This is a genomic window from Natrinema salinisoli (genome assembly GCF_020405205.1).
GTDB classification, from domain to species: domain Archaea; phylum Halobacteriota; class Halobacteria; order Halobacteriales; family Natrialbaceae; genus Natrinema; species Natrinema salinisoli.
This window is the reverse complement of record NZ_CP084469.1, coordinates 3,269,913-3,294,371: the sequence shown is the minus strand read 5'-3', so window position 1 is coordinate 3,294,371 and position 24,459 is coordinate 3,269,913. Positions and strand designations below refer to the sequence as shown.

The 24,459-nt window shown below is 59.6% G+C and carries 27 protein-coding genes, 1 tRNA gene and 2 pseudogenes; 9 read left to right on the top strand and 21 right to left on the bottom strand.

The annotated features are described in order from the left end of the window. Positions 1 to 53: 53 nt before the first annotated feature. Positions 54 to 755, top strand: a complete 702-nt coding sequence (locus tag LDB05_RS16280) for a DUF7504 family protein (protein WP_226005036.1) — start codon at positions 54 to 56, stop codon at positions 753 to 755. Positions 756 to 773: 18 nt separating this feature from the next. On the opposite strand, the gene LDB05_RS16275 is transcribed toward LDB05_RS16280, so the two are convergent. Then, positions 774 to 1,028 carry a pro-sigmaK processing inhibitor BofA family protein gene (locus tag LDB05_RS16275; protein WP_226005035.1) on the bottom strand — a complete coding sequence of 85 codons (255 nt, stop codon included), beginning with the start codon at positions 1,026 to 1,028 and terminating at the stop codon, positions 774 to 776. Positions 1,029 to 1,111: 83 nt separating this feature from the next. On the opposite strand from LDB05_RS16275, the gene LDB05_RS16270 reads away from it, so the two are divergent. Both LDB05_RS16270 and LDB05_RS16265 read left to right on the top strand, forming a co-directional pair. Beyond that, positions 1,112 to 1,184 (top strand) — tRNA-Pro (locus LDB05_RS16270). Positions 1,185 to 1,263: 79 nt separating this feature from the next. Beyond that, a complete protein-coding gene (locus LDB05_RS16265; RefSeq protein ID WP_226005034.1) occupies positions 1,264 to 1,503 on the top strand; it encodes a DUF7563 family protein in 240 nt (79 codons plus the stop codon). Between the two features lie 79 nt (positions 1,504 to 1,582). Here LDB05_RS16265 and LDB05_RS16260 read toward each other — a convergent pair whose 3' ends face one another. The 3 genes and pseudogenes from LDB05_RS16260 to LDB05_RS16250 all read right to left on the bottom strand — a co-directional run bounded on the left by LDB05_RS16260 (position 1,583) and on the right by LDB05_RS16250 (position 2,522). Further along, positions 1,583 to 1,849 carry a HalOD1 output domain-containing protein gene (locus LDB05_RS16260; RefSeq protein WP_226005033.1) on the bottom strand — a complete coding sequence of 89 codons (267 nt, stop codon included), beginning with the start codon at positions 1,847 to 1,849 and terminating at the stop codon, positions 1,583 to 1,585. A 138-nt stretch (positions 1,850 to 1,987) separates the two neighbouring features. Further along, positions 1,988 to 2,305 (bottom strand): annotated as a pseudogene (locus LDB05_RS16255) (PD-(D/E)XK family putative nuclease); the annotation flags it as partial. 40 nt (positions 2,306 to 2,345) lie between these two features. Then, positions 2,346 to 2,522: a hypothetical protein gene (locus tag LDB05_RS16250; protein WP_226005032.1), complete on the bottom strand. Its 177-nt coding sequence runs from the start codon at positions 2,520 to 2,522 to the stop codon at positions 2,346 to 2,348. Between the two features lie 297 nt (positions 2,523 to 2,819). On the opposite strand from LDB05_RS16250, the gene LDB05_RS16245 reads away from it, so the two are divergent. Both LDB05_RS16245 and LDB05_RS16240 read left to right on the top strand, forming a co-directional pair. Then, positions 2,820 to 3,470, top strand: a complete 651-nt coding sequence (locus tag LDB05_RS16245; protein ID WP_226005031.1) for a DUF502 domain-containing protein — start codon at positions 2,820 to 2,822, stop codon at positions 3,468 to 3,470. 369 nt (positions 3,471 to 3,839) lie between these two features. Beyond that, entirely contained in the window at positions 3,840 to 5,942 is a 2,103-nt protein-coding gene (locus LDB05_RS16240; protein ID WP_226005030.1) for a minichromosome maintenance protein MCM, read from the top strand. Positions 5,943 to 5,984: 42 nt separating this feature from the next. On the opposite strand, the gene LDB05_RS16235 is transcribed toward LDB05_RS16240, so the two are convergent. Then, on the bottom strand, positions 5,985 to 6,779 hold the full coding sequence (locus LDB05_RS16235; RefSeq protein WP_425498608.1) for a transcription initiation factor IIB: 795 nt from the start codon (positions 6,777 to 6,779) through the stop codon (positions 5,985 to 5,987). Between the two features lie 242 nt (positions 6,780 to 7,021). Here LDB05_RS16235 and LDB05_RS16230 point away from each other — a divergent pair, with 242 nt between their 5' ends. Next, positions 7,022 to 8,020 (top strand): hypothetical protein, encoded by a 999-nt coding sequence (locus LDB05_RS16230; protein WP_226005028.1) that lies wholly within the window; start codon positions 7,022 to 7,024, stop codon positions 8,018 to 8,020. 34 nt (positions 8,021 to 8,054) lie between these two features. Here LDB05_RS16230 and LDB05_RS16225 read toward each other — a convergent pair whose 3' ends face one another. From LDB05_RS16225 to LDB05_RS16215, 3 genes are all read right to left on the bottom strand, one after another. Further along, a complete protein-coding gene (locus tag LDB05_RS16225) occupies positions 8,055 to 8,276 on the bottom strand; it encodes a hypothetical protein (protein WP_226005027.1) in 222 nt (73 codons plus the stop codon). Between the two features lie 112 nt (positions 8,277 to 8,388). After that, entirely contained in the window at positions 8,389 to 8,637 is a 249-nt protein-coding gene (locus tag LDB05_RS16220) for an SWI/SNF complex subunit SWI3 (RefSeq protein WP_226005026.1), read from the bottom strand. Positions 8,638 to 8,649: 12 nt separating this feature from the next. Beyond that, complete coding sequence (locus tag LDB05_RS16215; protein WP_226005025.1) at positions 8,650 to 9,057, bottom strand: hypothetical protein; 408 nt, start codon at positions 9,055 to 9,057, stop codon at positions 8,650 to 8,652. A gap of 205 nt (positions 9,058 to 9,262) precedes the next feature. Between LDB05_RS16215 and LDB05_RS16210 the strand changes: the two genes are divergently transcribed. Further along, positions 9,263 to 9,475 carry a winged helix-turn-helix domain-containing protein gene (locus LDB05_RS16210; RefSeq protein ID WP_226005024.1) on the top strand — a complete coding sequence of 71 codons (213 nt, stop codon included), beginning with the start codon at positions 9,263 to 9,265 and terminating at the stop codon, positions 9,473 to 9,475. A 1,636-nt stretch (positions 9,476 to 11,111) separates the two neighbouring features. Here the strand turns inward: LDB05_RS16210 and LDB05_RS16200 are convergent. Beyond that, positions 11,112 to 11,942 carry a hypothetical protein gene (locus LDB05_RS16200; RefSeq protein ID WP_226005022.1) on the bottom strand — a complete coding sequence of 277 codons (831 nt, stop codon included), beginning with the start codon at positions 11,940 to 11,942 and terminating at the stop codon, positions 11,112 to 11,114. Positions 11,943 to 12,403: 461 nt separating this feature from the next. Here LDB05_RS16200 and LDB05_RS16195 point away from each other — a divergent pair, with 461 nt between their 5' ends. Next, positions 12,404 to 13,378: a hypothetical protein gene (locus LDB05_RS16195; protein ID WP_226005021.1), complete on the top strand. Its 975-nt coding sequence runs from the start codon at positions 12,404 to 12,406 to the stop codon at positions 13,376 to 13,378. A gap of 120 nt (positions 13,379 to 13,498) precedes the next feature. Here the strand turns inward: LDB05_RS16195 and LDB05_RS23635 are convergent, their stop codons facing one another. The 6 genes and pseudogenes from LDB05_RS23635 to LDB05_RS16165 form a co-directional block, all read right to left on the bottom strand. Beyond that, positions 13,499 to 14,476 carry a tyrosine-type recombinase/integrase gene (locus LDB05_RS23635; protein ID WP_226007927.1) on the bottom strand — a complete coding sequence of 326 codons (978 nt, stop codon included), beginning with the start codon at positions 14,474 to 14,476 and terminating at the stop codon, positions 13,499 to 13,501. Positions 14,477 to 14,616: 140 nt separating this feature from the next. Next, positions 14,617 to 14,814, bottom strand: a pseudogene (locus LDB05_RS16185) (TFIIB-type zinc ribbon-containing protein); the annotation flags it as partial. Between the two features lie 104 nt (positions 14,815 to 14,918). Then, a complete protein-coding gene (locus LDB05_RS16180) occupies positions 14,919 to 15,266 on the bottom strand; it encodes a hypothetical protein (RefSeq protein WP_226005020.1) in 348 nt (115 codons plus the stop codon). A gap of 90 nt (positions 15,267 to 15,356) precedes the next feature. Continuing rightward, positions 15,357 to 16,616 (bottom strand): threonine synthase, encoded by a 1,260-nt coding sequence (gene thrC / locus LDB05_RS16175; RefSeq protein ID WP_226005019.1) that lies wholly within the window; start codon positions 16,614 to 16,616, stop codon positions 15,357 to 15,359. A 57-nt stretch (positions 16,617 to 16,673) separates the two neighbouring features. Beyond that, positions 16,674 to 17,057, bottom strand: coding sequence for a helix-turn-helix domain-containing protein (locus LDB05_RS16170; protein WP_226005018.1), 384 nt, complete (start codon positions 17,055 to 17,057; stop codon positions 16,674 to 16,676). A gap of 65 nt (positions 17,058 to 17,122) precedes the next feature. Further along, the gene (locus LDB05_RS16165) at positions 17,123 to 17,371 is read right to left on the bottom strand and encodes a DUF8001 family protein (protein WP_226005017.1); all 249 of its coding nucleotides are present in this window, start codon (positions 17,369 to 17,371) and stop codon (positions 17,123 to 17,125) included. A 183-nt stretch (positions 17,372 to 17,554) separates the two neighbouring features. On the opposite strand from LDB05_RS16165, the gene LDB05_RS16160 reads away from it, so the two are divergent. After that, entirely contained in the window at positions 17,555 to 18,022 is a 468-nt protein-coding gene (locus LDB05_RS16160; RefSeq protein WP_226005016.1) for a histidine kinase, read from the top strand. A gap of 311 nt (positions 18,023 to 18,333) precedes the next feature. Here LDB05_RS16160 and argF read toward each other — a convergent pair whose 3' ends face one another. The 6 genes from argF to lysX are packed head-to-tail and all read right to left on the bottom strand — an operon-like array spanning position 18,334 to position 24,373. Next, the gene (argF, locus tag LDB05_RS16155) at positions 18,334 to 19,314 is read right to left on the bottom strand and encodes an ornithine carbamoyltransferase (protein ID WP_226005015.1); all 981 of its coding nucleotides are present in this window, start codon (positions 19,312 to 19,314) and stop codon (positions 18,334 to 18,336) included. A 31-nt stretch (positions 19,315 to 19,345) separates the two neighbouring features. Beyond that, positions 19,346 to 20,416 carry a [LysW]-lysine hydrolase gene (locus LDB05_RS16150; protein ID WP_226005014.1) on the bottom strand — a complete coding sequence of 357 codons (1,071 nt, stop codon included), beginning with the start codon at positions 20,414 to 20,416 and terminating at the stop codon, positions 19,346 to 19,348. Next, the gene (locus LDB05_RS16145; protein WP_226005013.1) at positions 20,413 to 21,561 is read right to left on the bottom strand and encodes an aspartate aminotransferase family protein; all 1,149 of its coding nucleotides are present in this window, start codon (positions 21,559 to 21,561) and stop codon (positions 20,413 to 20,415) included. The genes LDB05_RS16150 and LDB05_RS16145 overlap by 4 nt, the downstream gene beginning before the upstream one ends. Next, complete coding sequence (locus LDB05_RS16140) at positions 21,558 to 22,421, bottom strand: acetylglutamate/acetylaminoadipate kinase (RefSeq protein WP_226005012.1); 864 nt, start codon at positions 22,419 to 22,421, stop codon at positions 21,558 to 21,560. The genes LDB05_RS16145 and LDB05_RS16140 overlap by 4 nt, the downstream gene beginning before the upstream one ends. Next, a complete protein-coding gene (argC, locus tag LDB05_RS16135; RefSeq protein WP_226005011.1) occupies positions 22,422 to 23,498 on the bottom strand; it encodes an N-acetyl-gamma-glutamyl-phosphate reductase in 1,077 nt (358 codons plus the stop codon). Further along, positions 23,498 to 24,373, bottom strand: coding sequence for a lysine biosynthesis protein LysX (gene lysX / locus LDB05_RS16130; RefSeq protein ID WP_226005010.1), 876 nt, complete (start codon positions 24,371 to 24,373; stop codon positions 23,498 to 23,500). Before lysX ends, argC begins: the two co-directional genes overlap by 1 nt. Between the last annotated feature and the right edge of the window lie 86 nt (positions 24,374 to 24,459).

The window sequence follows — 24,459 nt, the reverse complement described above, 5'->3', positions numbered from 1 at the left end:
CGAGAGGAAACAATCAGTGGTCAACGACGGGGTACGACCCCACCACTGTCACCATGGAACCGACTACGCCAGCCGCGATCGATCCACCGGCGAACGTCTTGCTCGTCCACTCGAGACACGACGAGCCGGACGCCTGCGAAGCGTTGTGTCACGACGACGGCGGCACGGCCCATCTCACGGTGACGTTCGACGACGAAGTGCCGGCGTATCCGGACGAAGAAACGGTCGACCGCAAACTCGGACTGCTCACCGTCGGGAACGTACTGACCGACGACAGCGCCGAGTCAGTCCCGGATTTCACCGAGCCGGTCGTCTCCGACACGGTAACCGATCCGACCGACCTCTCGGAAATCGGCGTCGCAGTCAGTCGATTCTGTAAACACTGGGCCGAGAACGACGAGGAGATTACGGTCTGTTTCGACTCCCTCGATGCCCTCCTCCGACACGCCTCACCCAAGGACGTCTTCCAGTTCACACACGTCCTCACGAACCGGCTCTCGAGCGTCGACGCCTACGCACACTGTCACTTCGATCCGAACCGCCACGAGGATCGGGTCGTCTCAACGTTCGGCACGATCTTCGACAGCGTCGTCGTCGCCGACGACGCCGACGATTCCCTCCCGGAAGCGACCGACGACGAGGTCGCGTCGCTACTGGCCGAGTGGGAAGACGAGTCGGCCGTGGACCTGACGCCCGATCCGGACTCGGTCACCGAAGCGACCGACGAGGAGATCGCACAGATGCTCGGAAAGTGAGCCGGTCGTTCGACGGACTCAGGGGACGAATCCGACGCCGAAAAACGATAGCGCGAGGACGAGCAGCGACCCCGGAACGCCACCGACGGCGACGATCGCGATCGTTACCGGCGTCACTGCCACCGCGAAACCGAAGAGCGCCTGTGCGAGGTACAACACCAGGAGTCCGACCACCGCGTTGACGATGAACGGGCTGATCGCCCGCACGATCCGTGCCGCAGCGAGGACGAGTACGAGGACGAGGACCAAAACCAGGAGCTCGAGGCCTGTCATGGCCGGCGCTACCACAGCGGCAGGCAAAACGGTTCGGACCGTAACGAAACCCTTTATGACGTGCGACCGGTAGGGGGTGATACGGGATCGTGGGTTAGCTTGGTATACTTCGGGCCTTGGGTGCCCGTGACCCCGGTTCAAATCCGGGCGATCCCATACGGTATACAAGCAAAGCAGGCGTTTTTGCCGCTTTGCCTCGGGCGCTCTCACACTACTTAGCAATCGCTTTCTGGAAGTGGTTGGCGTGACGGTTGCACCGTGGCCGTCGGTCGACAACTCGACGTGTAACCACTGCGGTGTCCACGTCACGGATGGGTTCCGTCGCGTCTTCGGTGACGACGACGATCGGGCCTACCGCCGTGGCGATTGCGATACCTACGCTCGGTCGAGTCGGGGCTCTGCAGCTGGCATCGACGTTTCGGTTCCAGATCCAGAGACGTCACCCGGCCGACACGGAGGAGAGGCCGATGAGTAACGTCTTTAGCGGTACTGACCGCGGTCGACCCTCGCTTGAGGACGAAAGATCGAAGTTCAGTCTCGACACCCAGCGTGGGTCATACGATCGTTTTATCGAGTTCAAATTCCGATACCTGCTCTCTGACATCCACAGCTCCGGTACTATCGACAACCACTGTATAGCCTTTGTATTCGAACTCGACTGTAGGAGAGCTCCGATCAGCGATACTCGATTGATAGAGCGAGTCGAGTGCGTCCGTATCGATAACGTAGTGGATCGGTGGTTGGAGTTCTTCTGGTGATACCTGTTCGCGTTCGGCAATTTTCTCGACGATCTTGAGGCTGACCGATTGAGTGGAATTCACAGCTATCGCTGCCAGATTCCTACATATAAAACCAGATGGTCCTCTAATGACGTGCGTCAGACAATCGGATATGAACGGTTTTCGTGGGTACTCTGCCAGTTATGGAAATCCGACATCGAGGACGATGAGAACACGTATTCAGAAAATGGCATCAGTTGGAACTGTCGCTTGCCTGGTTCCGCGGTGATCACCACCGCCGTGCCACCGGAGAACCGGGAGATCACACGGGCGTACCATCTTATCATGACGTATCGTGTAGCCAGAGCGTCCCTGCGGCCGGTAGACGACGAAACAGTACCGGCCGTCGTGACTCCGTAGTTCGTCGTGATATGCCCTGTAGACGGTGAAGTTCCCTGGCTGGCCGTCACTGTGCTCGAGCATGGTCGACGTGATTTCGACCGGCGTTCCGCTCCCGAATCTCCCATCGTGCCGGCTGGCGCGCTCGAGGGCGAACGCCGATCGTTCGTGAGCCCGACCGGGCCCGCCGGACGACGGATCAGTGGACGGACACGGCGGGTTGCTCGAGCCGAGTAAAGGTTCCGTCACCGCAGACGCAGTCCTCGCTCGTGCCGAGCGGACGGACGGAGCCGTCTCCGGCAATCTCGGCGACGAGGATCGTATCGCAATTCTCGCATCGGACTGGGACTCGTGCCCGTTCGGATTGGGTTGCCATTGATCTCAGCGAAGCATCCAGCGGCTATCACTGTCGCTCCAACGTGTGATGGGAGCCCGACACGGAACGTGCTACCGAATCGGTCCGTCCCGGCGCCGTTCCCCTCGAGCAGCGTCGATCGACCGGTCCGCTCGGCCGATGTCGCAGGAACGAAATTGCGTCTCCCCGTGACGACTCGAGGAATCGATCACCCGTGACCACCTGTGTGAGTAGCGGTTACGCTCGTCCGTCGACAGATCGATACCCGATCCGCCCGCAAGCCCAACGATTTCGGAGTCAGCGCAGTTGGCAAAACACATGGCAGCTCTCGTTTCGAGACTCAAGCGGTTGCTCATCAACGGTGTTGTGATCACGATTCCGCTGGTCGCGACGCTACTCGTCGTCCTCGTCGTGCTCGATTTCATTCTCGGCGTGCTCTCGCCGATTATCACCGGCGTGACGTTCATCTGGGCCGACGAGCCGCCGGTGCCGGTGATCCAGTTTGCAACGCTGCTCTCCGTACTCGGGGTGTTCCTGCTCGTCGGTATCGTCGCGGAGTACACCCCGGGAACGTACCTCTCCAAGCGAGTCCACGCGACGATGGAGACGATTCCCGGGGTCAGCACCGTCTACGAGAGCATCCGGCGGGCGAGCAGCCTCCTGCTGGACGACGAGACGGACCAGTTCCAGGACGTGAAACTCGTCGAATTCCCCCACGAAGGGGCGTACATGCTCGGTTTTCTCACCGCAGAGACGCCGCCCGTGGTCGAAGCCAGCGCCGGCGAGGACGAGATGGTGACGATCATGGTCCCGCTCGCACCGAACCCCGCCACGAACGGGTACGTGATGCATATGCCCACCGAGAAGGTCCACGAGGTCGACCTCACTGTCGAAGAAGCGTTCCGATCGATCGCCACGCTCGGCGTCGCCGCCGACAGCCTCGGCGACACGACGGGCGGCGACGAGTGAGTCAGAGACGGTATCCAGCGTCCGGTCGTTCGTCGGCTTCCAAAACACGTTGGCCGAGGATACATAACTGTCCGGAGTAAAGTCACCGGCGGAGAGACGATCCGTCGACAGGGAACGGACACGGCGTGTCGAATTCCACCGCGACCCGCTCGGATACAGACGGGTCGACGTGGTCGAACTCGACCTCACGATTTCTCGGGTCGCAGATGCAGGGAACGACGCCACCTCGAGCGGGTTCGATAGCGAATAACTCGGAACGATTCCCTGCTTCATCGGCCGCGACAGTTGCTCGTCGAGTGTCAATCGATCGGATCAGTTTCACCCCGGTATACGACCATTTATACCGGATGGCAGTCCTAGGACAGTGCAATGGCGCAAGCGGGAAATTCCGAACTCGTCGACTCTTTCGAGCAGTTCTTCCGCAATTACTACGACAACGAGATCAAGCAGCTTGCGCAGCGATATCCGAACGAACAGCGATCGCTCCACGTCGACTGGCAGGACCTCTACCGGTTCGATCCTGACCTCGCGGACGACTTCATCAACCAGCCGGAACAGCTCCAGCGCTACGCCGAGGAGGCGCTGCGGCTGTACGACCTCCCGATCGACGTGAGTCTCGGACAGGCCCACGTCCGGGTCCGGAACCTCCCCGACACGGAGTCCCCCGAGATCCGGGAGATCCGCGCCCGGGACATGAACTCCCTCGTGCAGGTACGGGGCATCATCCGGAAAGCAACTGACGTCCGTCCGAAGATCGAGGAAGCCGCCTTCGAGTGCCAGCTCTGTGGCACGCTCACCCGGGTCCCCCAGTCCAGCGGCGACTTCCAGGAGCCCCACGAGTGTCAGGGCTGTGAACGACAGGGGCCCTTCCGCGTCAACTTCGACCAGTCCGAGTTCGTCGACTCGCAGAAACTTCGGATTCAGGAGAGCCCCGAAGGGCTCCGCGGCGGGGAGACTCCGCAGTCCCTCGACATCAACATCGAAGACGACATCACCGGCGAGGTCACCCCCGGCGACCACGTCTCCGCGACCGGCGTCCTCCGGCTCGAGCAACAGGGCGACCAACAGGAGAAGTCGCCCGTCTTCGACTTCTACATGGAGGGGATGTCCGTCGAGATCGACGAAGAGCAGTTCGAGGACATGGACATCACCGAGGAGGACAAGAAGGCGATCTACGAGATCTCGAACCGCGAGGACATCTACGAGCAGATGGTCGCCTCCATCGCGCCCTCGATCTACGGCTACGATCAGGAGAAGCTCGCGATGATCCTCCAGCTGTTCTCCGGCGTCACGAAGAAGTTACCGGACGGGTCGCGGATCCGCGGCGACCTGCACATGCTCCTGATCGGTGACCCGGGTACAGGCAAATCGCAGATGCTCGGCTACATCGAGAACATCGCACCCCGATCCGTCTACACCTCCGGGAAGGGGTCGTCCTCGGCGGGTCTCACGGCCGCCGCCGTCCGCGACGACTTCGGCGACGGCCAGCAGTGGAGCCTCGAGGCCGGCGCGCTCGTCCTCGCCGATCAGGGGATCGCCGCCATCGACGAACTCGATAAAATGCGCTCGGAAGACCGCAGTGCCATGCACGAGGCCTTAGAGCAACAGAAAATCTCGGTCTCGAAGGCGGGGATCAACGCCACGCTCAAGTCCCGGTGTTCGCTGCTGGGCGCGGCCAACCCCAAGTACGGCCGCTTCGACCAGTACGAGCCGATCAGCGAACAGATCGACCTCGAGCCGGCGCTGATCTCGCGGTTCGACCTGATTTTCACGGTCACGGACACGCCGGACGAGGAGAAAGACCGCAACCTCGCGGAACACATCATCACGACCAACTACGCGGGAGAGTTGACGACCCAGCGCAAGGAGATGAATCAGCTCGAGGTCAGCACCGAGGAGATCGACGAGATGACCGAGCAGGTCGATCCGAAGATCGACGCCGACCTCCTGCGGAAGTACATCGCCTACTCGAAGCAGAACTGCCACCCGCGGATGACCGAAGAAGCCCGTAACGCGATCCGGGACTTCTACGTCGATCTGCGGTCGAAAGGGACCGACGAGGACGCGGCGGTGCCCGTCACGGCGCGAAAGCTCGAGGCGCTGGTTCGCCTCTCGGAGGCGAGCGCCCGCGTTCGGCTGTCGGATACGGTCGAGCAGGACGACGCCGAGCGGGTCATCGAGATCGTTCGCTCGTGTCTGCAGGACGTCGGGGTCGACCCCGAAACCGGCGAGTTCGACGCGGACATCGTCGAAGCCGGCACCTCGAAGTCCCAGCGCGACCGGATCAAGAACCTCAAACAGCTCATCAGCGACATCGAGGAGGAATACGACGACGGCGCGCCGGTCGATATCGTCATGGAACGGGCCGACGAGATCGGGATGGATCAGTCCAAGGCCGAACACGAGATCGACAAGCTCAAACAGAAAGGCGAGGTCTACGAGCCGAGTACGGACACGCTCCGGACGACGTAGCGCCGACCGGCGGGCATCGATGTTGCCGTCTCGAGAATCGAATCAGAGGTCGTCGAGATTCGAGACCGTCGATCGAATGGTCACCGGTGCGACACCGGCGACCTCGGCCGCCGCGACCTGCGTGATCGACGGCCACTCCTCGCGATCCCCCGTGGCCTTGTAGAGACACGCCGCTGCGACGCCACTGGGATCGCGACCGCTGACCAATCCCGCCTCGAGCAAAGCGGTGACGTACTCCCGTGCGTGACACTCGACGGCCGTCCCGAGCTCGAGCTTCGAGGCGAATCGGGGCAGGTACTCGAGTGGGTCGATCGGCCCCGTCTGCAGGCCGAGTTCGCGGTTCAGTGCGTCGTAGGCGACCGTGAGCTCGTCACTGTCTGCGCGTGCGACGGCGGTGATCTCGTGGATCGTCCGAGCGATCGATCGAGTCCGACAGGTCGCATAGATCGCGGCGGCTGCGAACCCCTCGAGCGATCGACCCTGAAAGAGCCCTTCAGATTGGGCGGATTCAAAGAGTGCGCAGGCCTGCTCTCGAACGGAGTCGGACAGTGAGAGCAGGGCGGTAACCCGTTTGATCTCGGTGAACCCGTAGACCTGATTCCGGTCGGCTTTCGAGGAGATTCGGGCGCGGTTGTGTTCCCGGCGGAGTCGGGCGATCTGTCGGCGCTTTCGGCCGGTGAGCCGAGCGCTGTACCCGGAGTCGGAACCGTACCCGATCTCCGTCGATAGCCCCCGGTCGTGTCTCGAGCGGGTCAGGGGTGCGCCGGTCCGTCTTATGACCGCAGACTCTCGACGGAGATCGGCTACGGTTCCGCCTCTTTCCGACGAATTCACCATACTGCCGTTCTCGACGTCGACCGATTTACTCTCCATTCGTTCGAGAGATGAACGGCCCCCACTGCCGTCATAGGGTTGTAGTTATCGACAAAGCAGATACCGCTCTTAACTCTCTAGGATCGTGTATAGCACCACAGGTCCGAAAAGGAGTTTCTGTGTTGACCCTTCATATTGGAATCTACAAACCCTTAGAGATCCATCGCTGAAGTAGTTTCAAGGCAATTTACTGAGTTGTAGGCTGCATGGGAGAGCGACTTTCATGGCTTTGGGATAAGGTGGGAGTGTTGTATGATTTAATGTCTGGTCTGGATCGACCTATTGAGTACATTATTGAAGGAGGAATGATCATACGGGGAGTAGTAGGGGTCGTCGTGCTGATTCCTTTGATTTTTGCTGCTTGGGTGGTCTCTGGAGATTTGACTACCCTTCAGAGTTCTCGTGTCAGCTTGTTTAGCGGCCTAACAAATATCCTCCTCACGCTTGGTCTCTTGTGGGTTTATCTCTCTATCGCGCGATCTGAACATCTCCAGGCCAAGTTAGAGAACGACCAAATCAGCCTACAAAATGACATCCAATCATTGCAGCAAACTCAGGTGGGGATTATGGGCGCTGAATTCGAACCAGTCGTTGAAGTGCTAAAATTCACGACCGGAGACAATCCTCCGTCAAACACGCCGTTTCTAATGCCTGATGACCACCCTTTCCCAGGTGACGTTGTCAATCTCACGCTCTCTAACCCAAGCACAGCAATCGCTACTAATCTTCGTTTGAGGTTTGTAACCGATATCCAGGGGCCGGGGAGAATCGTTTTCGGGAGAGACGTGCCTTTATCACGGGTTGGACGAGATGAGACTTGGACCGCGAAACCCGGCGGAACCCTCCGGGGAGAAAAACTTGAAGTCGAATATGAGACTGTTGCTGGATTGAGCCATCCAGCCAGTCTTCCTGATGCTACGTTCCCTTTCTCGTATTGTATATCACAGTTGGTCAACAATAGTGACGTATCCCGATTTCGAGTTGGAATCATGCTCGTGTATGAGGACAGAAAGAACGAGGAACATGAGATCCAATTAGAGGGGCTCGATTTATCGCCATCGGATCTTCCGGATGACGATCAACCCACACTTGAGGTAGTTCGTAGGGAAGCCAATCGCGTACCTATCGACTTGATTAGTGAAGAGTACTTACGAGAAGGAATTCCAGTAATTCCGCCTGCCTACGAGCGACAAATGTATCGTTGATAGATAGGCTACTTAAACCATCAATGTAGAGAATTTACTCGACTCGCTCCAGCACACTCGCAATCCGTTCCAGGGCATCAGCTGTCCGTTCTTGCGCTCTCACTTCTCTTTCGCGAATTGATTCATCCGCGTTTGATTCGACTTCTTCATCGAGTGGTGTGGGAGTTTTCAGATTGCACCGGGGACACGTTGTTGTCATGAGCTCGCCTGTATAATCCCACTCGTAACCGCATTTCTCACACTCAATATCAACCATCGAAACGGTTGTTTAGGAGAGATTGACTTAAAATCGGATTATACTACTGTTAGACAGACCGAAGAGGGAAGAGTTACACGGGCCTGGACACCGGCTTGGACTCCGAACTCGTTCAACCGTGGAAGTGGAAATGAACGTGTAACTCTTTCCCGTCGCCTTCGATCGTTGTCAGCGTGTCTCTGATCGTCTCAGGGACGCTTTCGTTGGCCGGAACCTCAAGAGTCCCGCCGTCCGTCTCAGCTACTGGTGGGCTGTTCTGTTTCCCACACGACGGACAGCGCATCGAGTCGAACGACGATTGTGACGTCTCGCGGTCCGTGTCGTACTCTGTCCCGCAACGGTCGCAGATTGTGTCTGGCATAGCCTTCTGAGCCTATAGACCGCTCTCTGAGAGAGATTTCGACACTGCGTTACGCACGAATTCCTGAACATTGGCCGCATCCTCAGAGACGTTCACAGCGTCGACAATAGCCTCGTATTGGTCTTCGGTGACGCACGTGTACAGAGCGCGGGTCAAAGGCTCGCCGTACTCAGTATGCGTAACGTCACGGGTCAGGAACTGCGGTTCGATCGCGACGTAGTCCCTCAAGTAGTCCTCGAGCTGGAGACGTTCGTCGGACAAATCGAAAGTGTGTTCTTGCTGCTTGGCTCTCTCGTGGCGTTCACGAGCTGCGTGTTCGACCGATTCGGGAACTGTTACCGGAACAGGCACTGTAGTCCGTGCTGGTTGGTTTCTAGGCGATCCATCGGTTTCATTACCGTGGGATTCGTTGGTTGACATGGTTGTCGCTATCCACTGCGGCACACGCGGTCGGTGTTGTAGCACCGGCCGCCTCATTCATACCGAGAGATGAGACGGCGAGCGTGTGCTATCAGATACGTTAGTGGCCATCTACATATATCTTACTCTGAGTAAACACACAGGAGTAAACTATACGGAGATAGAACGATGAATACTGATAATGGCACCCCAACAACAGCCACTAATGGCTGATATCGAGTTTAATGAGGCTGATGAGAGGATCCTTCAGAAGTTAGAGGAGGGGAGAAATGTTCCCAGCAACATAGCAGATGATCTTGGATATACACGACAGTACGTCTCGAATCGGCTAAAACGGCTCCGAGAGCATAATATTGTTCGGAATATCGGGAATGGGGTTTACGAGATCGTTGATGAAAGCGTTCTCGAGGAATCATAGAAACACCACTACCTATAGAATATAATGTGTTAATATGTGTTTATACAATGCCGATGGCCATAGGGGAATCTCCGAATAACATTAACAATATGAACATGGTGCTTATGTCCATGTATCCTTAGTAACCTGTAACGAGCGCAGTCAAAGTATTCTAATTGGTCTGACCGAACGGTTCCGCACCGATCATCTATCTAAAGAAGTGGTCAGCAACCGATTGTATTCGTAAGGAACCGTGAGGGAAGAGGAGCGACATGAAGTGAACGACCGACCGCGCATCCGACGAAGGAAGGCCGCACGGCCTGACGGAGGAAGGATGGGAGGGAGTGAACGAATGGACCGTCTCATTTGCTGTTAGTGATCTACAGCACACTATTGGCGGCTGAAAGAAGAAAGAGGTTCGAGAGTCCACTTGATTAATCCTCAACGATCTGATTGCCACAGTGGGGACAATGGCCATCATACGAAAAGTACGTCTCGAGGGCAGCTCGTACTACTTCTGACTTCGGAATCTCGTACTGATAGTCATTGCATTCCTGCTCGATCTCTTCCATCAATTCGTCGCTGAGTCGGACGGTAAGTTGGCTTCCTTTCATACCCCGATGACGAAACCCTACTCACTACTGTCCATCGATAAATTGCTATTAGAAGTGGCGAGAGTGTCCGATGCTTGCCGTCTGATCTAGTCTTTCGCGGGATGGATATCAGCCATCATCTTTGTGAGAACCGTCTGTAAACGGGTACTGTGTCTCATCTTTCGGTTCTATCAACTCTACACCGTGGACAGCAAAAGCTATCGAACGGTTAAAATCCCGTTCGTCCCGTTTTCCCGGGTTACATCACCCGAGACGTGTGTTTTTGGTCCACGAGTTGGACCCTATGTCTCCCTTCCCTCCGGGGGGCCGTATGATTATCTATATTTTGTTGGTGTGGGTATATTCCCTCTGTGTATTCTTCCAATTCCGTTGTCCTAGCCGTTTTCCCCTATTAATAAGGGTAAGACGGGACAGTTCCCGTCCCTCATTAATGGGGGGTGTCCGTTTAGGTGTCCGGCCCGATCGGAGTGATCGGGATGGGAAGTTTCCACAGTTGGGTTTCTTACCAGTGGAGCATTGCACGTCGTCATACCTGACGGCTCCACCCATCTCTGATACCTTTATTGGCATCTCAGGTTAATAAGGGTAGGGACGTTCTCGAATGGTTATGAACAACTAGCGAGTTGTGTAGAACCGCCATTATTTTGTGAATGCAGCCCATACCCGAAATTGGCAGGTATTCCTGCTCCACCCATCAAAGCCTGCCAGATCACGATACTTCCAGTAGGTAGGGATTCGGTGTGGACTTCTTTCGAGGATGCGCGGTCGGTGCGGTCTATCCTTCTGTAAACGGCAGTCTCCCCACCTTCTTTAGACAGATGCTCGGTGCGGTCAGCTGTATGTCTCGTACACACGATTCCCGATAGGTAGTGTTTTGCGGGTAACTCGAGCGGCCATATGAGCAGATATCCCGGTGTTAGTGTAGAGGTTCCTATACTATTCGTGTCCAGATGCCCGGTGATCGGTGGAGTATGCACACGGTAGTGAGTGGGTTCGTGTGCATATTCGCGAAATGGGTTTTGTCGACGGCCGACCGCTGGGAGTCAGGTCGTCGGTAGCAGTGAGACGAGGACCATCACCACCTTGGCCAGTTCAGCAAACAAGAGTATGCCCGGGATCGCGACGAACACCGCAGCCCACGAACCGGCCCCAGAGACGATCCCAGTGTACGCTGTGATCATCCAGGTGAACGTACCGATGAAGTAGGTCGCCACGTCGAACACCAGCCCCACAACGTTCACGATCGTCTCGAACGCGACCGCCACTCCCCACCAAATGATTGATCCGATCCAGCCTACAACGTTGGCGATCGCCTCGCCACTACTGACGATCCCGCCGATGATCGGCACCCGCGTAAGCCAGCCCTCGTCTCCCGGCTGACTAACGATCTCATAGTCAACGACTGCCGTCTCGTCGCTTTGGTCTGCATTTCTCGTCGACGTCCAGGTGAGCTCCAGCTCGTACTCGAATGCCTCGAGGATTGCCTCGTCTCCGAGATACTCCAGCGTAACACTCTCAAGTTGTGGACTCGACGACGAATCGTTGTACTTGCCCAGATACACCTGCGGCGTCAGGTTCGGACTGCTGGTGTTATTGACGGCACTCAGTTGGACGCTATGCGTCCCATTGTCGTGTAACGTCACTTGGTCCCCATCCCCGTCAGATACCTCTAAGCTGCCTTGGGACGGCGTTCCCGGATTCTCTGGAAACTGGCCCGCAAAGTCAAACCGGTCCGACTCGATCTCGAACTCCGGGATGTCGTTTTCGTCGACCGATGAATCAGTGAGTCCCAACGCCGGAAACGTGTAGCTCATGCTGACCACCGCAATTGCCATACAGACCATTACCATCAGGTCGAACCCCGTAATATTCATATCTGATAATCGGGTCTAGAGAACCATGAAATGTAGGATTGGGTACCTACGCGGCACCGCCTTGATCGACTAACAAACAAGCCCCATAGACATATACATACATACAACGCAAAGGCCGAATCAGACGGCCTCAGTAGTCACGACGGCCGGTCAGACTCGTAATCATCTGGAAGTAGTTGCTGGCCACTACGTAACGTGAGCAAATCAGAGGGGCAGAGGGGATCGAATAGAAATAATCGGCTGTACGGCCACTGTGCGCGTCTCGTAGCCGTCTTTTGGCGAAGGTCGGACTCTCGCCGCTCCTTCTTGTCTACTAGATATATACTTGCTATAGGTTGCTTGCTTGCTCCCTCTCCAGGGGTAGTTGACTCAGTTTGACCTTCCCCATTACGTGTTTACATCTCTTACCGTAATAGAGATAAGCAGGTTATTTAGAGCTTCTTCTAAGATATGTAATTACGATGGCAAGCACAGGACCGGACCTAATAGCAGCTTCCAAATTCACACCCTTGTATATACCACCGACCGCCATCGGATATGGGTATTATATTACAAATGAGAGCTACTATTTGGGAATCGCTGTTGCAGTTCTTGTATCAACTGTCTGGATGCATGGTATGTACCAATCTGTGTACGGCCCGGAGGGACCTAATGAAAATCCCTTGGATAAGACAACTCGTCTACAAAGACTTCAGGCTGCCGTGTGGAAAGAACCGCCAGCAGACCAATATCCTAAAGATCTCAGAGCGGTCGCTAAGAGAGAGGATGTAGTCAACTTATCACGTCTGCCCGTACTCATAGTTTCAATTGTATTATTATTGTTGTACCTTCCTAGCGTGGTATTCGGCATATATGTGATTTTGAAGAATAGAGGAGAGATCGATTTTATTGGTGTTCTGCTTCTGTTTGGGTTAATCGCAGGAATACTTAGGATGGTGTTTTGGAGGTTTTGGCCAACAATACACCAATTTGAAGAAGAGTTTGAAGACAAACCAGAAACTGATCCACAACTCTCAGAGAGCGTAAATAATTTTAGATCGTTTATTAAAACTTCGTCTGACATTTCGTTGAAACGGTGCAGATATAACCCTGTGGCTGGCGCCCTTCAAGCGAAATACCAGACAGACAAATCATTAGAAAAGAACCCTGAAGACTACAAAGCAGAACTCAAAGCGTGCATCAATGGATTTGCTGCATTCTTAGAAAGCACCAACTATCCATGTCACGAGCTGAAGTTAGAAATTGTTGACGATAAGAACGTTGAATGTTCTTTCACAGCCAAGGCAGAGTCTGCAAACCGATGTATGGAAGAACGAATAACTCTGCAGGAGGTATTCTCGAAGGCGGAAATCGAAGGTGAGAGTTTGAGCTTGAATCAAACAGAGGATGAAGTGCTAGAATTTCAGGAAACAATACCAAACGAAGGTCAACAATAGCGGTCCTCTATACTCTCTGGATCAGACAGCTGGCTCTATAAAGACTCCCGCTATAGTCCCAGGAATACCCGCACTTGCCGCATGTGAGGGAGAGAGCATCCAGATCACTCAGATATTCCGTTAGAGGTTATCCAGATAGTTCCGTCGCTGTTCCATTTTCTCGAGGTCCGATCGTTGATCATAGTGTTTGTCAAGCACATCAGGACTTACATCGCATCGATCGGAGACAATCGGTTTCGGCACATCGTTTCGGAGAAGGTGGGTTATCGCACCACGTCGGACGTCATGCGGTGATACCGTTGACGGACACAGAGACGCTTTGTCGGTGTTCTCAGTTGCTTCGCAGTCCGATGGCGTACGATCATGCGGACAGTCTTCACCGACTGCACAGGGCCGCGTGTATCGGTACACGGTGCGTCTGAATGTTGCTATTCCTGGTCTCCCTCGCTTGGTCGTTAGTAAAGATGCCCGTCCGTTGTTGTCTGTGATATCAACTCGGTTATTCTCGAGGTAGTCGTCGATCAATAGCCGTGTTTCATCTGATATCCCAACTGGCCGTTCCCCTGCTTTGCCGTTCTTCAACGGAGTGCCTGTGTCGGGGCGGTGATGCAGCTGGAGAAATGGCTCATCCGTTTCGTCGTTTCCACTGGGAAAGTAGTCATCAAGATCGAGGCCGCGTAACGCTCCGAGACGCATCCCAGTACGCCAGAATAAGCGTATGACGAGATGATCCCGACTGGCATACTCGTACCGTCTCAGGTATTCTAAAATCGTCTGAGCGCGGTCTGAGTTGATCATACTGGAACGTCTGCTGTCCACATCGGGAACGATTACCTTCTCGTGGAATCCTTGCTCAACAGCTCCAATTGATTCGGCCCATCTGAGGAAAACACGGAGTGAAGAAAGCCGAGAGACGAGCGTACGGCGAGCTATTCCCTCTGCCTGTTCAATTCGATACTCGTGCAGATCAATGCCGTCAAGATCCGTCAGAGACGCTATGTCGTTCTCTCTACAATGGTCGACGAACATCCCTAAGCGGGATCGCTTACTTTTGATGGTAGATTCTCGCAGTTCGTGGCGCTGAGACTCAATATACATCTCGAGTGCCTGTTCAGGTTCAAGTTCTTCCAGTTCGTCGTGTGACATGGGTTGTAGTCCTTCAATTCACAACCCCATGCTGGCAGATCGATTGCGGACCGAGTGGCGGTCATTTGAGGCCGATGATTCCGATTAAGGGAGTGTCTCGAGCGGGTCAGGGGTGCGCCGGTCCGTCGCGGATCGGTATCGTCGTCCTCGAACGACCGCCATTCGGGGCCGCGATCGATCGCGTCTTCGGCCGAGACGAGTCCGCAGTCCTCACAGACGATTTCGGTGCCGTTCTTTCGTAATCTGCCGTCGCATTCGGGGCAGATCGCAGACGAATCAGTATCTGCCATTGGTTATTAGAACTCCCTATAGCAGGATGCTTCCCTTTGACATTTAAATTATAGGGAGCGGTTGCGAAAGGAGAATGTGGTCGTATGCGATACCGTGGTGGGTATCAGTCGATTAGACGTGCCAACAACGTTCGTGACGCGGTCTCGGTAGCTGCTGCTGACTCGGTCGTCTCGTCGCGGTCGGCCAGGAGTCGTTCGTACCGATCGATAACGGCCTGCCGGCGATTCTCGCTCGTTTCTACTGCGCGCTCGAGGGCAGCGATCCGAGCGAGGAGCTGCAGCCGTTCGATCCGGTATGAGAGTGGCAGCGCTCGGCGTTTCGGCTCGATATCGAGCCGCCCCAGCGGATCGGTGGTCGAGTCGTTCGATGCGGGAATCACGTGCGAGTGGGGAAGTCGCGTCCGTCCGTCGGCGGAACGGGTCGGAGTGGGTCCTCGTTGCTCGGCGGACATGGTTCGGTATGAGTTAGCACACTGGTACGGAAAAAGCTCAGTCAGTCGGGTGTCAGACGCGTCTGACGGGGGTCGTGCGTCCGGCCGACGTTACTCCTGGAGGTGCTCGAGCACGCCCTGCGTATCGCCCGGAACGGGTTCGGGGTCGCTGCCCGCGGCGGCTGCCGCGTCGGGGTCTTTGAGCAGATGGCCGGTGGTGAGGCAGGCGACGCGTTCGTCGTCCTCGACGATGCCTTCGGCGCGGAGTTTTCGCAGGCCGGCGACGGACGCGGCGGAGGCGGGTTCGACACCGATCCCCTCGCCGGCGATGTCGCGCTGGGCCTCGGTGATTTCCTCGTCGGAGACCGCGACGGCGGTCCCGCCGGTCTCTCGGATACCGGGGAGCGCCTTCGGTGCGTTGACCGGATTCCCGATCCGAATCGCGGTCGCGCGCGTCTCGACGTCCTCCCAGCGGCGGGTCTCGTCGGCACCGTTCTCGATCGCCTCGACCATCGGTGCAGCGCCCTCGGCCTGGACGCCGGTCAGTTTCGGCACGTCCGCTTCCGCGAGCTCCCCCGCCTGGACGAGTTCGCGGAACGCCTTGTACAGCGCCGACGTGTTGCCCGCGTTGCCGACCGGGAGCACGATCCGGTCAGGAGTGGTGTCGTAATCCGCGAGGAAGCCCTCGAGGATCTCGAGGCCGATCGTCTTCTGGCCCTCGAGCCGGAAGGGGTTCAGCGAGTTCAACAGGTAGGCCTCGCCCTGTCCCGCGAGGTCCTGGACGATGTCGAGGCAGGCGTCGAAGTTGCCGTCGACCTCGAGAATGCGTGCGCCGTGGAGGCTCGCCTGCGCGATCTTGCCGGCGGCGACTTTCCCCGCGGGGAGGAGCACGAGCGTCTGCATTCCGCCGCGAGAGCCGTAGGCCGCGAGTGCGGCGCTGGTGTTGCCCGTCGAGGCACAGGCCAGTCGGCCGACGCCGAGTTCCTTCGCGACCCGCACGCCGACGGTCATCCCGCGGTCCTTGAACGAGCCCGTCGGATTCATTCCCTCGTGTTTGATTCGCAGGGCCTCGACACCGACCTCGTCCTCGAGGCGGGGCACCTCGTACAGCGGCGTCGCGCCTTCCTGTATCGAGACGCCCGATTCGAACGGCAAGGCGTCGGCGTAGCGCCAGACGCCGTGTCCCTCGAAGTCGTCGAACGTCGGCAGCTCGGCGTAGCGAACCTCGAGCAGGCCGTCACACTCGTCGCAGGTGTACCGGACGTCGTCGAAGGGTGCGAACGTCTCCCCGCACTCGATGCACTCGAGCCAGACGCCGTCGTCGGCGTCGGCGGGTCGTTCCGGCTGGTCGGCCGAGAGACTGAGACTCATTGTCAGTCGAGAGGGAGGCGAGAGGCAAAAAGCACGTGGATTCGGCGGTGGGCTCGCTTACTGTGCCCCGTCGTCGAAGTCGTCGATCACGTCGTGGACGGTCGCGGTCCAGGCGTCGAGCGCCTCGTGGAGCATCTCCTTGGCGTTCGGTAGGGCGATGGCGGTGTACTGGTAGACGTAGCCGCCGCCGTCGAGCAGGCGGCGGTTCCGGCGAACGAGTCCCCGTTCCTGCAGCGTCGACAGCGACCGGTTGACCGTACTCCGGTCGCGCTCGAGCGTGGTAGCCAGCTCTTCGATCGTACTGCCGGGCTGGTCACACAGGGTGAGATAGGTACGAGTCTCGTGATCCTCGATACCGAAGACGCAACTCATCACCTCCTCGAACGCCGGGTTCGATTCTTCCATCAGTTCCCCGAGTCGGTGCTGGGGGGCGTCGGCCATACCAGTCCGTACGGACGAGAGCGTAAAAATACCCGCCGCAGTCGACCTCCACAGTCACACCGCTGTCACGTGTCCTCGACTACCGCTCCGTACCCCATCTTCCGGATACAGCTCCGCATTTCGCCCTCGCTCTCGTGACGGTGGAGTCGCGTCGGCGTATCGCAGTAGTACACCGACCCGTCGTATCGCAGCGTCACTTCGTACTCCGTCTGCGCCGCCGTCGTCGTAATCACGACACGTCGGCCCTCCTGAATCGCGGCCATGATCGCATCGATTTCGAGTTCACCGGCCGAGACACGGAGCGGGTTCGACATCGAGTGAAACTGGACGCGCTGGACCAAAGAATCTTCCCGTCGTTACCCGCCGCTGCCGGGACCGCTCTCGTCGAACGATCGGAAAACTGCCCGACTGAACCGAATCGAGTGCCGGGAAACGGCTGTGTACGGCCGCCGTCAGACCGGGATAGTGCTACACGAGTGCGAGAGATATGGTACCATATGGCATCAGAAACGATGACCCAGCGACCCGAACGAACCGAAACGGCACTCGAACACTGGCAAGCGGGAGCCGTCGGCGGTATCGTCGGCGCGATCGTGTTCGGCGCGATGATGGCGATGCAGACGCCTGAAGTGCTCGAGATGGTGATCCCGGCGAAGTACGGCCTCGAAGGTGGCCTCGCGGGAATGGTTATTCACGTCTCGCACGGAGCCGTTCTCGGCGTCGTCTTCGCAGCGCTGTTGGTCGCGACGGGACGAACCGAACTCGGTCTCGGGTCGAGCGCCGCTGTCGGACTCGTGTACGGGCTCGGTGTCTGGCTCGCCCTCGCCGTCGTCGTCATGCCGATCTGGCTCTCCGCGGTCGGGTTCGGAATGGCACCCGACGTTCCGAACGTCGCCGTCGAAAGCCTCGTCGGTCACGCCGCGTACGGGCTCGTTCTCGGTGAGGTCTACGCAGTGCTCGACTGATCCACCGTCCGGACCACAAAAACGGAGGGCGACACGCCCCGTAGTCGGTAGTCGATACCCCCTACCCCTGCTTTACAGGACGTAGAGCACGATCAGCGCCGCCGGCCCCAGCAACATGAGGATGGTGGCGAGTATCAGTCTGAACGACATCGTCGTCTTCGCATTCGTTGTCGAAGGTATAACAACAGTAGACCGTTCATCTATCCGATTTCGAGACAGGAAACTATCAACATCGAATTTACTGAAGAAATAGCGCATTTCTAAAATCTGGACCAAAAAACCGATCGCTCGCTTCGCTCGCGATCGAACACTTACTCCAGCAACCAACTCAACAGCGCCTTCTGGGCGTGCAGCCGATTTTCCGCTTGATCGAAGACGATCGATCGGTCGCTCTCGATGACCTCGTCGGTGATCTCCTCGCCGCGATGAGCCGGCAGACAGTGCATGACCGACGCGTCGGGGGCGTGCTCGAGCAGGTCCGACCCGACCTGGAACCCGTCGAAGTCGTTCATTCGGACGTCGCGTTCGTCCTCCTGGCCCATCGAGATCCAGACGTCGGTGTAGATGATATCGGCGTCCGTGACCGCTTCGACCGGATCGGTCGTGATCGTCGGATCGCCGCCGAGGTCACGAGCGCGTTCGACGACCTCGTCGTCGATCCCGTACCCCTCGGGTGTTGCGACCGTCAGGTCGATGTCGGTCAGGGCACAGCCGAGCGCGAACGACTGGGCAACGTTGTTGCCGTCGCCGATCCAGACTGCCGACACACCGTCGAACGCGTCGTTCGACGAGCCTCCGGTCGCTTCGCTCCCGGAGACGTCGTCGAAACCGCCCTCGTGCTCGCGGATCGTCAGCAGATCCGCGAGCGTCTGGCAGGGGTGGGCATCGTCGGTGAGGCCGTTGACGATCGGCACCGAGGAGTACTCCGCGAGTACTTCGACGTTCTCGTGTTTGAAGACGCGAGCCATTACCGCGTCGACGTACCGCGACAGCGCCCGCGAGGTGTCTTTCAGTGGTTCGCCCCGCCCGAGCTGGATGTCGTCTTCCCCGAGGAAGATCGCGTGCCCGCCGAGCTGCGTCATCCCCGTCTCGAAGGAGACGCGGGTACGGGTACTCGCCTTCTGGAAGAGCATCCCCAGGGTCTGACCGGACAGATCGGCATGGTCCTCGCCGGCTTCGACGGCGCGTTTGTACTCGTCGGCCCTGTCGAGAACTGCGAACAGTTCCGCCTCGGAGAGGTCGTCGACGTCGAGGAAATGTCTCGGCTGTGTATCGGTCGTCTCTGGTGTCATAGTATGATATTCGTCTGGAAATACGCGGTGTTCAGTCCTCACTGAGCGTCCGCGCGACGCGCTCGAGGATCGACACTGACTGGTCGAACTCCGACAACGGCAGTCGTTCGTCCGGTGCGTGATCGAGGTCCGAGTTGCCCGGCCCGTAGGTGACCATCGGACAGTCCCAGGCCCCGGCGTAGATGTTCATGTCGCTCGTTCCGGTCTTTCGCACCAGGCGGGGGTCCGCGCCTTCTTTGCGGATGGCGACGCGAAACGCCCGTGCGACCTCCGTTCGCGAGCTCATCATCACCGGCGGGACCCTGTCCTTCCAGGTCACGGTCCCGACCTCGAGTTCGGCCTCCGCGGCTTCGCGGACGGCGCCGACGGTGAGCGCCGGCGGGACGCGCAACTGGACGTCCATCGTCGCCTCGACGGAGAGGCCGTCGTCGCTGACGCCGCCTTCGATATCGACCGGCTTGGTCGTCACCTGTTCGAAGACCGGTTCGTACTCGTCGCCTTCGAAGCGGTCCTCGACGGCCGACCACCAGCGGACGGCGTGTTGGATCGCGTTCGGGTCCGGCCGAGAGGTGTGCCCAGACTCGCTGGTCGCGACGTACGTACCGGCGATCAGGCCGCGATACCCCAGCGTGATCCCGTCGGCTCCGGAGGGTTCGCCGTTGACGACGGCCGCCGGTGCCTCGGCTCGGTCATCGACCAGGTAGCGCGACCCTTTCGAATCGACCTCCTCGCCGACGACGCCGACGAAGGAAACGCCGGTGCGGACGGCGGCGGCCGCCATCGCTGCGAGCGGCCCCGTCGCGTCGACGCTGCCGCGGCCCCAGAGGATCTCGTCGTCGCCGGTTTCTTCGACTTCGACGGGGATGTCCCCCGGGACGGTATCGATGTGTGAGGTCAACAACACGGCGTCGTCCGCCGGCGCGCGGACGTTCCCGACCGCGTCGATCCAGACCTCCCGGTCGTGGGCCTCGAAGAAGTCCACGAGGCGTTTGGCCGCCTCGCGTTCCTCGCCGGTCGGCGATGGGATCGAGACGAGATCGACGAGTAACTCGCGGGCCTCCGCGGCCGACACGTCGCTCGAGGAGTCGGCGTTCGTGCTCATGGGTCGTCGTTCGATCCGAGGACGTCGGCGATCGCGTCGACTACTCGATCGGCGTCCGATCGCTCGAGGACGAGCGGCGGGAGCAGTCGCAGGACGGTTCGTCCGGCCGGCAGCGCCAGCACCTGCTGCTCGATCGCCAGATCGCGGGCGACGCGGTTCGCGCCGCGTTTCAACTCGACCCCGACGAGCAGGCCCTCGCCGCGGACCTCGCGCACGTCGTCGCCCACTGCGGCCTCGAGTTCGGACGTGAGATAGTCGCCCATCTCGGCGGCGTGGGCGGGGTACTCCTCCTCGACCAGCGTCGAGATCGTCGCGTGGACGGCCGCGGTGACGACCGGGCCGCCGCTGAACGTGGCGTTGTGGGAGGCCGCACCGTCGGCGATCCAGTCCCGCACCGCGACCGCGCCGACGGGCAGACCGTTGCCCAGCCCCTTCGCCGTCGTGAGGATGTCGGGCGTGACGCCCGCGTTCTGGCAGGCCCACATCGAGCCCGTCCGGCCCATGCCGGTCTGGACCTCGTCGAAGATCAGCGCAGCGCCGGCCTCGTCAGTGACCTCGCGGGCGGTCTCGAGGTAGCCCGCGGGCGGGACGTTGATCCCGCCCTCGCCCTGGATCGGCTCGAGGATGACGGCCGCGGTCTCGTCGTCCACGGCGGCCGCGAGTTCTTCGTCGTCGCCGTAGGGGACGAACTCGACGTCGCCGGCCAGCGGCTCGAACGGCTTCTTGTACTTGTCCTTCCAGGTCGCTGCGAGCGAGCCCATGGTCCGGCCGTGGAACGACCGGGTCGCGGCGACGATCGTCGACGCTCCCGTTGCGGACCGGGCGAACTTCAGCGCGGCCTCGTTGGCCTCGGTCCCGGAGTTACAGAACCAGGCCTGTTCCAGACCCGCCGGTGTCGAGGCCACGAGCGCCGCGTAGGCGTCCTCGCGCGACTGGACGGGGTAGGAAGAGTCGACGAACGTCAGGTCGCCGACCTGTTCCTGTACCGCGTCGACGACCGCGGGATGGGAGTGGCCCAACGGCGTACAGGCGTAGCTCGCGCCGACGTCGAGATACTCCGTGCCGTCCGTCCCGTAGAGGGACGGTCCCTCGCCACGTTCGATACCGATCGGCTTGCCGCCGGAAACGAAGTCGTGATCGCTCATTCTGTGGCCTCCGGTTCGGGTTCGTCGTCCGCGAGCACGCCGGGCTCGAGCGTCGTTCCCTCGCCCGCGAGCGCGCTCGTGATCGGCTCGTCGGCGTTGGCCGTCGCGACGATCACCGACGCCGCGCCGCCCTCGAGGGCCTCCTCGGCGGCCATGACCTTCTTCGTCATGAACCCTTCCGCAGCGTCTTTGACGCCCTCGAATTCGTCGGGTGTCGCGGCCGACTCGATCTTCGTCGACTCGTCGTCGGGGTCCTCGTAGATCCCCGAGACGTCCGTGAGGACGACCAAGTCGGCACCGAGCGCACCGGCGACCGCTGCGGCGGCGCGGTCGGCGTCGGCGTTGACCGCGGTGTACCCGCCTTCCTTCTCCCGCCCGAGCACCGGGACGGAGACGACGGGCGTGTAGCCGCCCGCGATGACCGTCTCGAGCAAGTCGGCGTTGACCGACTCGATCGTCCCCGAGTGGTCGCCGCGCTTGATCTTCTTCTTGCCGTCCTCTTTCACGCGGACGGCCGATTTGCGCTTGCCCTCGAGCAGTTTGCCGTCGGTTCCGGAGAGGCCGATCGCGTTCACGCCCTCGTTGTGCAGGCTCTCGACCAGATCGGTGTTGAGCTTGCCCGGCATCACCATCTTGAACACGTCCATGGTGCGTTCGTCGGTAAATCGGCCGACGACGCCGCCGGGGGTCTCGACGTACGTGGGTTCCTCGCCGAGTTCCTCCAAGGTCTCGTCGACGGCGGTCGACCCGCCGTGAACGACGACGACGTCCTCGCCGTCGTCGACGAGCGAGGCCACGTCGGCGAGCGCGCCTTCGGGATCGACGGCGCGTGCGCCGCCGATCTTGACGACGGTCGTCATTTACGGTGCCCCCACGGGGTGGAGTCCCGTAAACTCGAGTCCGGCCGTCTCCTCTAACCCCAGCGCGACGTTGGCGGCGTGGACCGCCTGTCCCGCGGAGCCTTTCATCATGTTGTCGATCGCCGAGAAGACGACGATGCGCTTGTTCGACGGGTCGAGTTCGAAGCCGACCTCGGCGAGGTTGGTCCCGGCGACCGCCTTGGGTTCCGGATACCGATACACGCCGGAGCCGCCGGCGGCCATGCGGACGAACGGTTCGTCCTCGTAGCAGTCCCGATAGGCCTGCCAGAGGTCGCCCTTCGAGACGGGCCCCGAGGGGAAGACGTGGTTCGTCGCGCTGGCGCCGCGGATCATATCCACGGCGTGGCAGGTGAAGGCGACCGAGGTGTCGAGGAACTGCTCGATCTCGGCCTCGTGACGGTGGCCGGTCGGCGCGTACGGGCGCACGACACCCGAGCGCTCGGGATGGCTCGAGGCCTCGCCGCCGCCGGCTCCCCCTTCCGAGGAGCCGACTTTCACGTCGACGACGATCTGCTCGCCGCCCTCGAGAATATCGTGCTCGAAGAGCGGATAGAGCCCGAGGATCGTCGCGGTGGCGTTACAGCCGCCGCCGGCGATCAGTTCCGCGCCCTCGAGATTGTCGCGGTTGATTTCGGGGAGCGCGTACTCGGCCTTCTCGAGGTACTCGGGGGCCTCGTGGCCGTCGTACCACTCGTCGTACTGGGCCTCGCTCTCGAGGCGGAAGTCCGCCGAGAGGTCGACGACGGTGTCCGCAATTTCGAAAAAGTCGTCGATCTGCCCCATGCTAACGCCGTGTGGCGTCGCCGCGAAGAGGACGTCGACGGACTCGAGGTCCTCGGGTTCGGTAAAGCGCAGGTCCGATCCGCGAAGCGGCGGGTGGACGGAGCCCACGCTCTTGCCGGCCTTCGAACGGCTCGTGACCTCGGTGATCGCGAAGTTCGGATGGCCGGCGAGCAGGCGCAGGAGTTCGCCGCCGGTAAAGCCGCTGCCACCGATGACGCTCGCGGTGATCGTCTCGGCGTTTTCGTCCGCACCGGTCTCGGTGCCGACCGCCATCAGGCGGTCACCTCGAGTTCCGGATCCGCCGCCTCGGCCGTCTGCTCGAGCCAGTCGACGACGGTGCCGGCCACGTCGGTTTCGACGGCCTCGTCGAGGGCCTTGAATTCGACGGTGTGGTTCACTTCGTGAACCGTATACGAGTCACCGGTTTCCATGAGGTCGACGCCGAGCAGCCCGCCGCCGACGGCGTCGCTGGCTTTCTGGACGAGGTCGAGCGCCTCGTCGTCGAGGTCGAAGACGTCCGTCTCCGCCCCTTTGGCGGCGTTGGTGATCCAGTGATCGGACGAGCGGACCATCGCGGCGATGGGCTCGCCGTCGACCGCGAGCACGCGAATGTCGCGGCCGGGCTTCTCGACGAACTCCTGGATGTAGAACACCTTGTGCTCGTAGTGGCCGAGGGTCGCCTTGTGCTCTAAAATCGCCTCGGCGGCCGACTCGGAGTCGATCTTGGCCATCAGGCGGCCCCACGAGCCGACGACTGGTTTGAGGACACACGGGTAGCCGAAGTCCTCAATGGCTTCCATGGCCGTCTCCTTCGTGAAGGCGACTTTCGTCGCCGGCGTCGGGACGCCCGCGCTCTCGAGCGCGAGGCTGTTTTTCACCTTGTCGGCGCAGATGTCCGCAGTCTCGTGGCTGTTGACGACCGGGATGCCGTAGGCCTCGAAGAACTGCGTGGCGTACAGGCTCCGGCTCGTGGCGAGACAGCGGTCGACGACGATATCGAGGCCGTCGAACGCCGCGGGCGCTTCCGAGATGTCGAAGGTCTGTTTCCGAACGTCGATCTTCGTGATCTCGTGATCGCGTTCGCGAAGCTCGTTGAGGAGGAGCTTCTCGTCCTTGCGAATCCGTGAATAGAGTATGCCTACGTTCACGCGAGCCACCTCTGATTGGGGATGACGGAGCTACGCGCTCCGCGAGCCGTGTGTGCAGCGCGGGTCGGTATCGCGCCCGTCTGCAA

Excerpts from the sequence above, each read along its gene's own strand:
- LDB05_RS16280 (WP_226005036.1), top strand. The coding sequence starts at position 54 with ATGGAACCGACTACGCCAGCCGCGATCGATCCACCGGCGAACGTCTTG.
- LDB05_RS16275 (WP_226005035.1), bottom strand. The coding sequence starts at position 1,028 with ATGACAGGCCTCGAGCTCCTGGTTTTGGTCCTCGTCCTCGTACTCGTC.
- LDB05_RS16250 (WP_226005032.1), bottom strand. The coding sequence starts at position 2,522 with ATGGCAACCCAATCCGAACGGGCACGAGTCCCAGTCCGATGCGAGAAT.
- LDB05_RS16245 (WP_226005031.1), top strand. The coding sequence starts at position 2,820 with ATGGCAGCTCTCGTTTCGAGACTCAAGCGGTTGCTCATCAACGGTGTT.
- LDB05_RS16240 (WP_226005030.1), top strand. The coding sequence starts at position 3,840 with ATGGCGCAAGCGGGAAATTCCGAACTCGTCGACTCTTTCGAGCAGTTC.
- LDB05_RS16235 (WP_425498608.1), bottom strand. The coding sequence starts at position 6,779 with ATGGTGAATTCGTCGGAAAGAGGCGGAACCGTAGCCGATCTCCGTCGA.
- LDB05_RS16230 (WP_226005028.1), top strand. The coding sequence starts at position 7,022 with ATGGGAGAGCGACTTTCATGGCTTTGGGATAAGGTGGGAGTGTTGTAT.
- LDB05_RS16225 (WP_226005027.1), bottom strand. The coding sequence starts at position 8,276 with ATGGTTGATATTGAGTGTGAGAAATGCGGTTACGAGTGGGATTATACA.
- LDB05_RS16220 (WP_226005026.1), bottom strand. The coding sequence starts at position 8,637 with ATGCCAGACACAATCTGCGACCGTTGCGGGACAGAGTACGACACGGAC.
- LDB05_RS16215 (WP_226005025.1), bottom strand. The coding sequence starts at position 9,057 with ATGTCAACCAACGAATCCCACGGTAATGAAACCGATGGATCGCCTAGA.
- LDB05_RS16210 (WP_226005024.1), top strand. The coding sequence starts at position 9,263 with ATGGCTGATATCGAGTTTAATGAGGCTGATGAGAGGATCCTTCAGAAG.
- LDB05_RS16200 (WP_226005022.1), bottom strand. The coding sequence starts at position 11,942 with ATGAATATTACGGGGTTCGACCTGATGGTAATGGTCTGTATGGCAATT.
- LDB05_RS16195 (WP_226005021.1), top strand. The coding sequence starts at position 12,404 with ATGGCAAGCACAGGACCGGACCTAATAGCAGCTTCCAAATTCACACCC.
- LDB05_RS23635 (WP_226007927.1), bottom strand. The coding sequence starts at position 14,476 with ATGTATATTGAGTCTCAGCGCCACGAACTGCGAGAATCTACCATCAAA.
- LDB05_RS16180 (WP_226005020.1), bottom strand. The coding sequence starts at position 15,266 with ATGTCCGCCGAGCAACGAGGACCCACTCCGACCCGTTCCGCCGACGGA.
- thrC (WP_226005019.1), bottom strand. The coding sequence starts at position 16,616 with ATGAGTCTCAGTCTCTCGGCCGACCAGCCGGAACGACCCGCCGACGCC.
- LDB05_RS16170 (WP_226005018.1), bottom strand. The coding sequence starts at position 17,057 with ATGGCCGACGCCCCCCAGCACCGACTCGGGGAACTGATGGAAGAATCG.
- LDB05_RS16165 (WP_226005017.1), bottom strand. The coding sequence starts at position 17,371 with ATGTCGAACCCGCTCCGTGTCTCGGCCGGTGAACTCGAAATCGATGCG.
- LDB05_RS16160 (WP_226005016.1), top strand. The coding sequence starts at position 17,555 with ATGGCATCAGAAACGATGACCCAGCGACCCGAACGAACCGAAACGGCA.
- argF (WP_226005015.1), bottom strand. The coding sequence starts at position 19,314 with ATGACACCAGAGACGACCGATACACAGCCGAGACATTTCCTCGACGTC.
- LDB05_RS16150 (WP_226005014.1), bottom strand. The coding sequence starts at position 20,416 with ATGAGCACGAACGCCGACTCCTCGAGCGACGTGTCGGCCGCGGAGGCC.
- LDB05_RS16145 (WP_226005013.1), bottom strand. The coding sequence starts at position 21,561 with ATGAGCGATCACGACTTCGTTTCCGGCGGCAAGCCGATCGGTATCGAA.
- LDB05_RS16140 (WP_226005012.1), bottom strand. The coding sequence starts at position 22,421 with ATGACGACCGTCGTCAAGATCGGCGGCGCACGCGCCGTCGATCCCGAA.
- argC (WP_226005011.1), bottom strand. The coding sequence starts at position 23,498 with ATGGCGGTCGGCACCGAGACCGGTGCGGACGAAAACGCCGAGACGATC.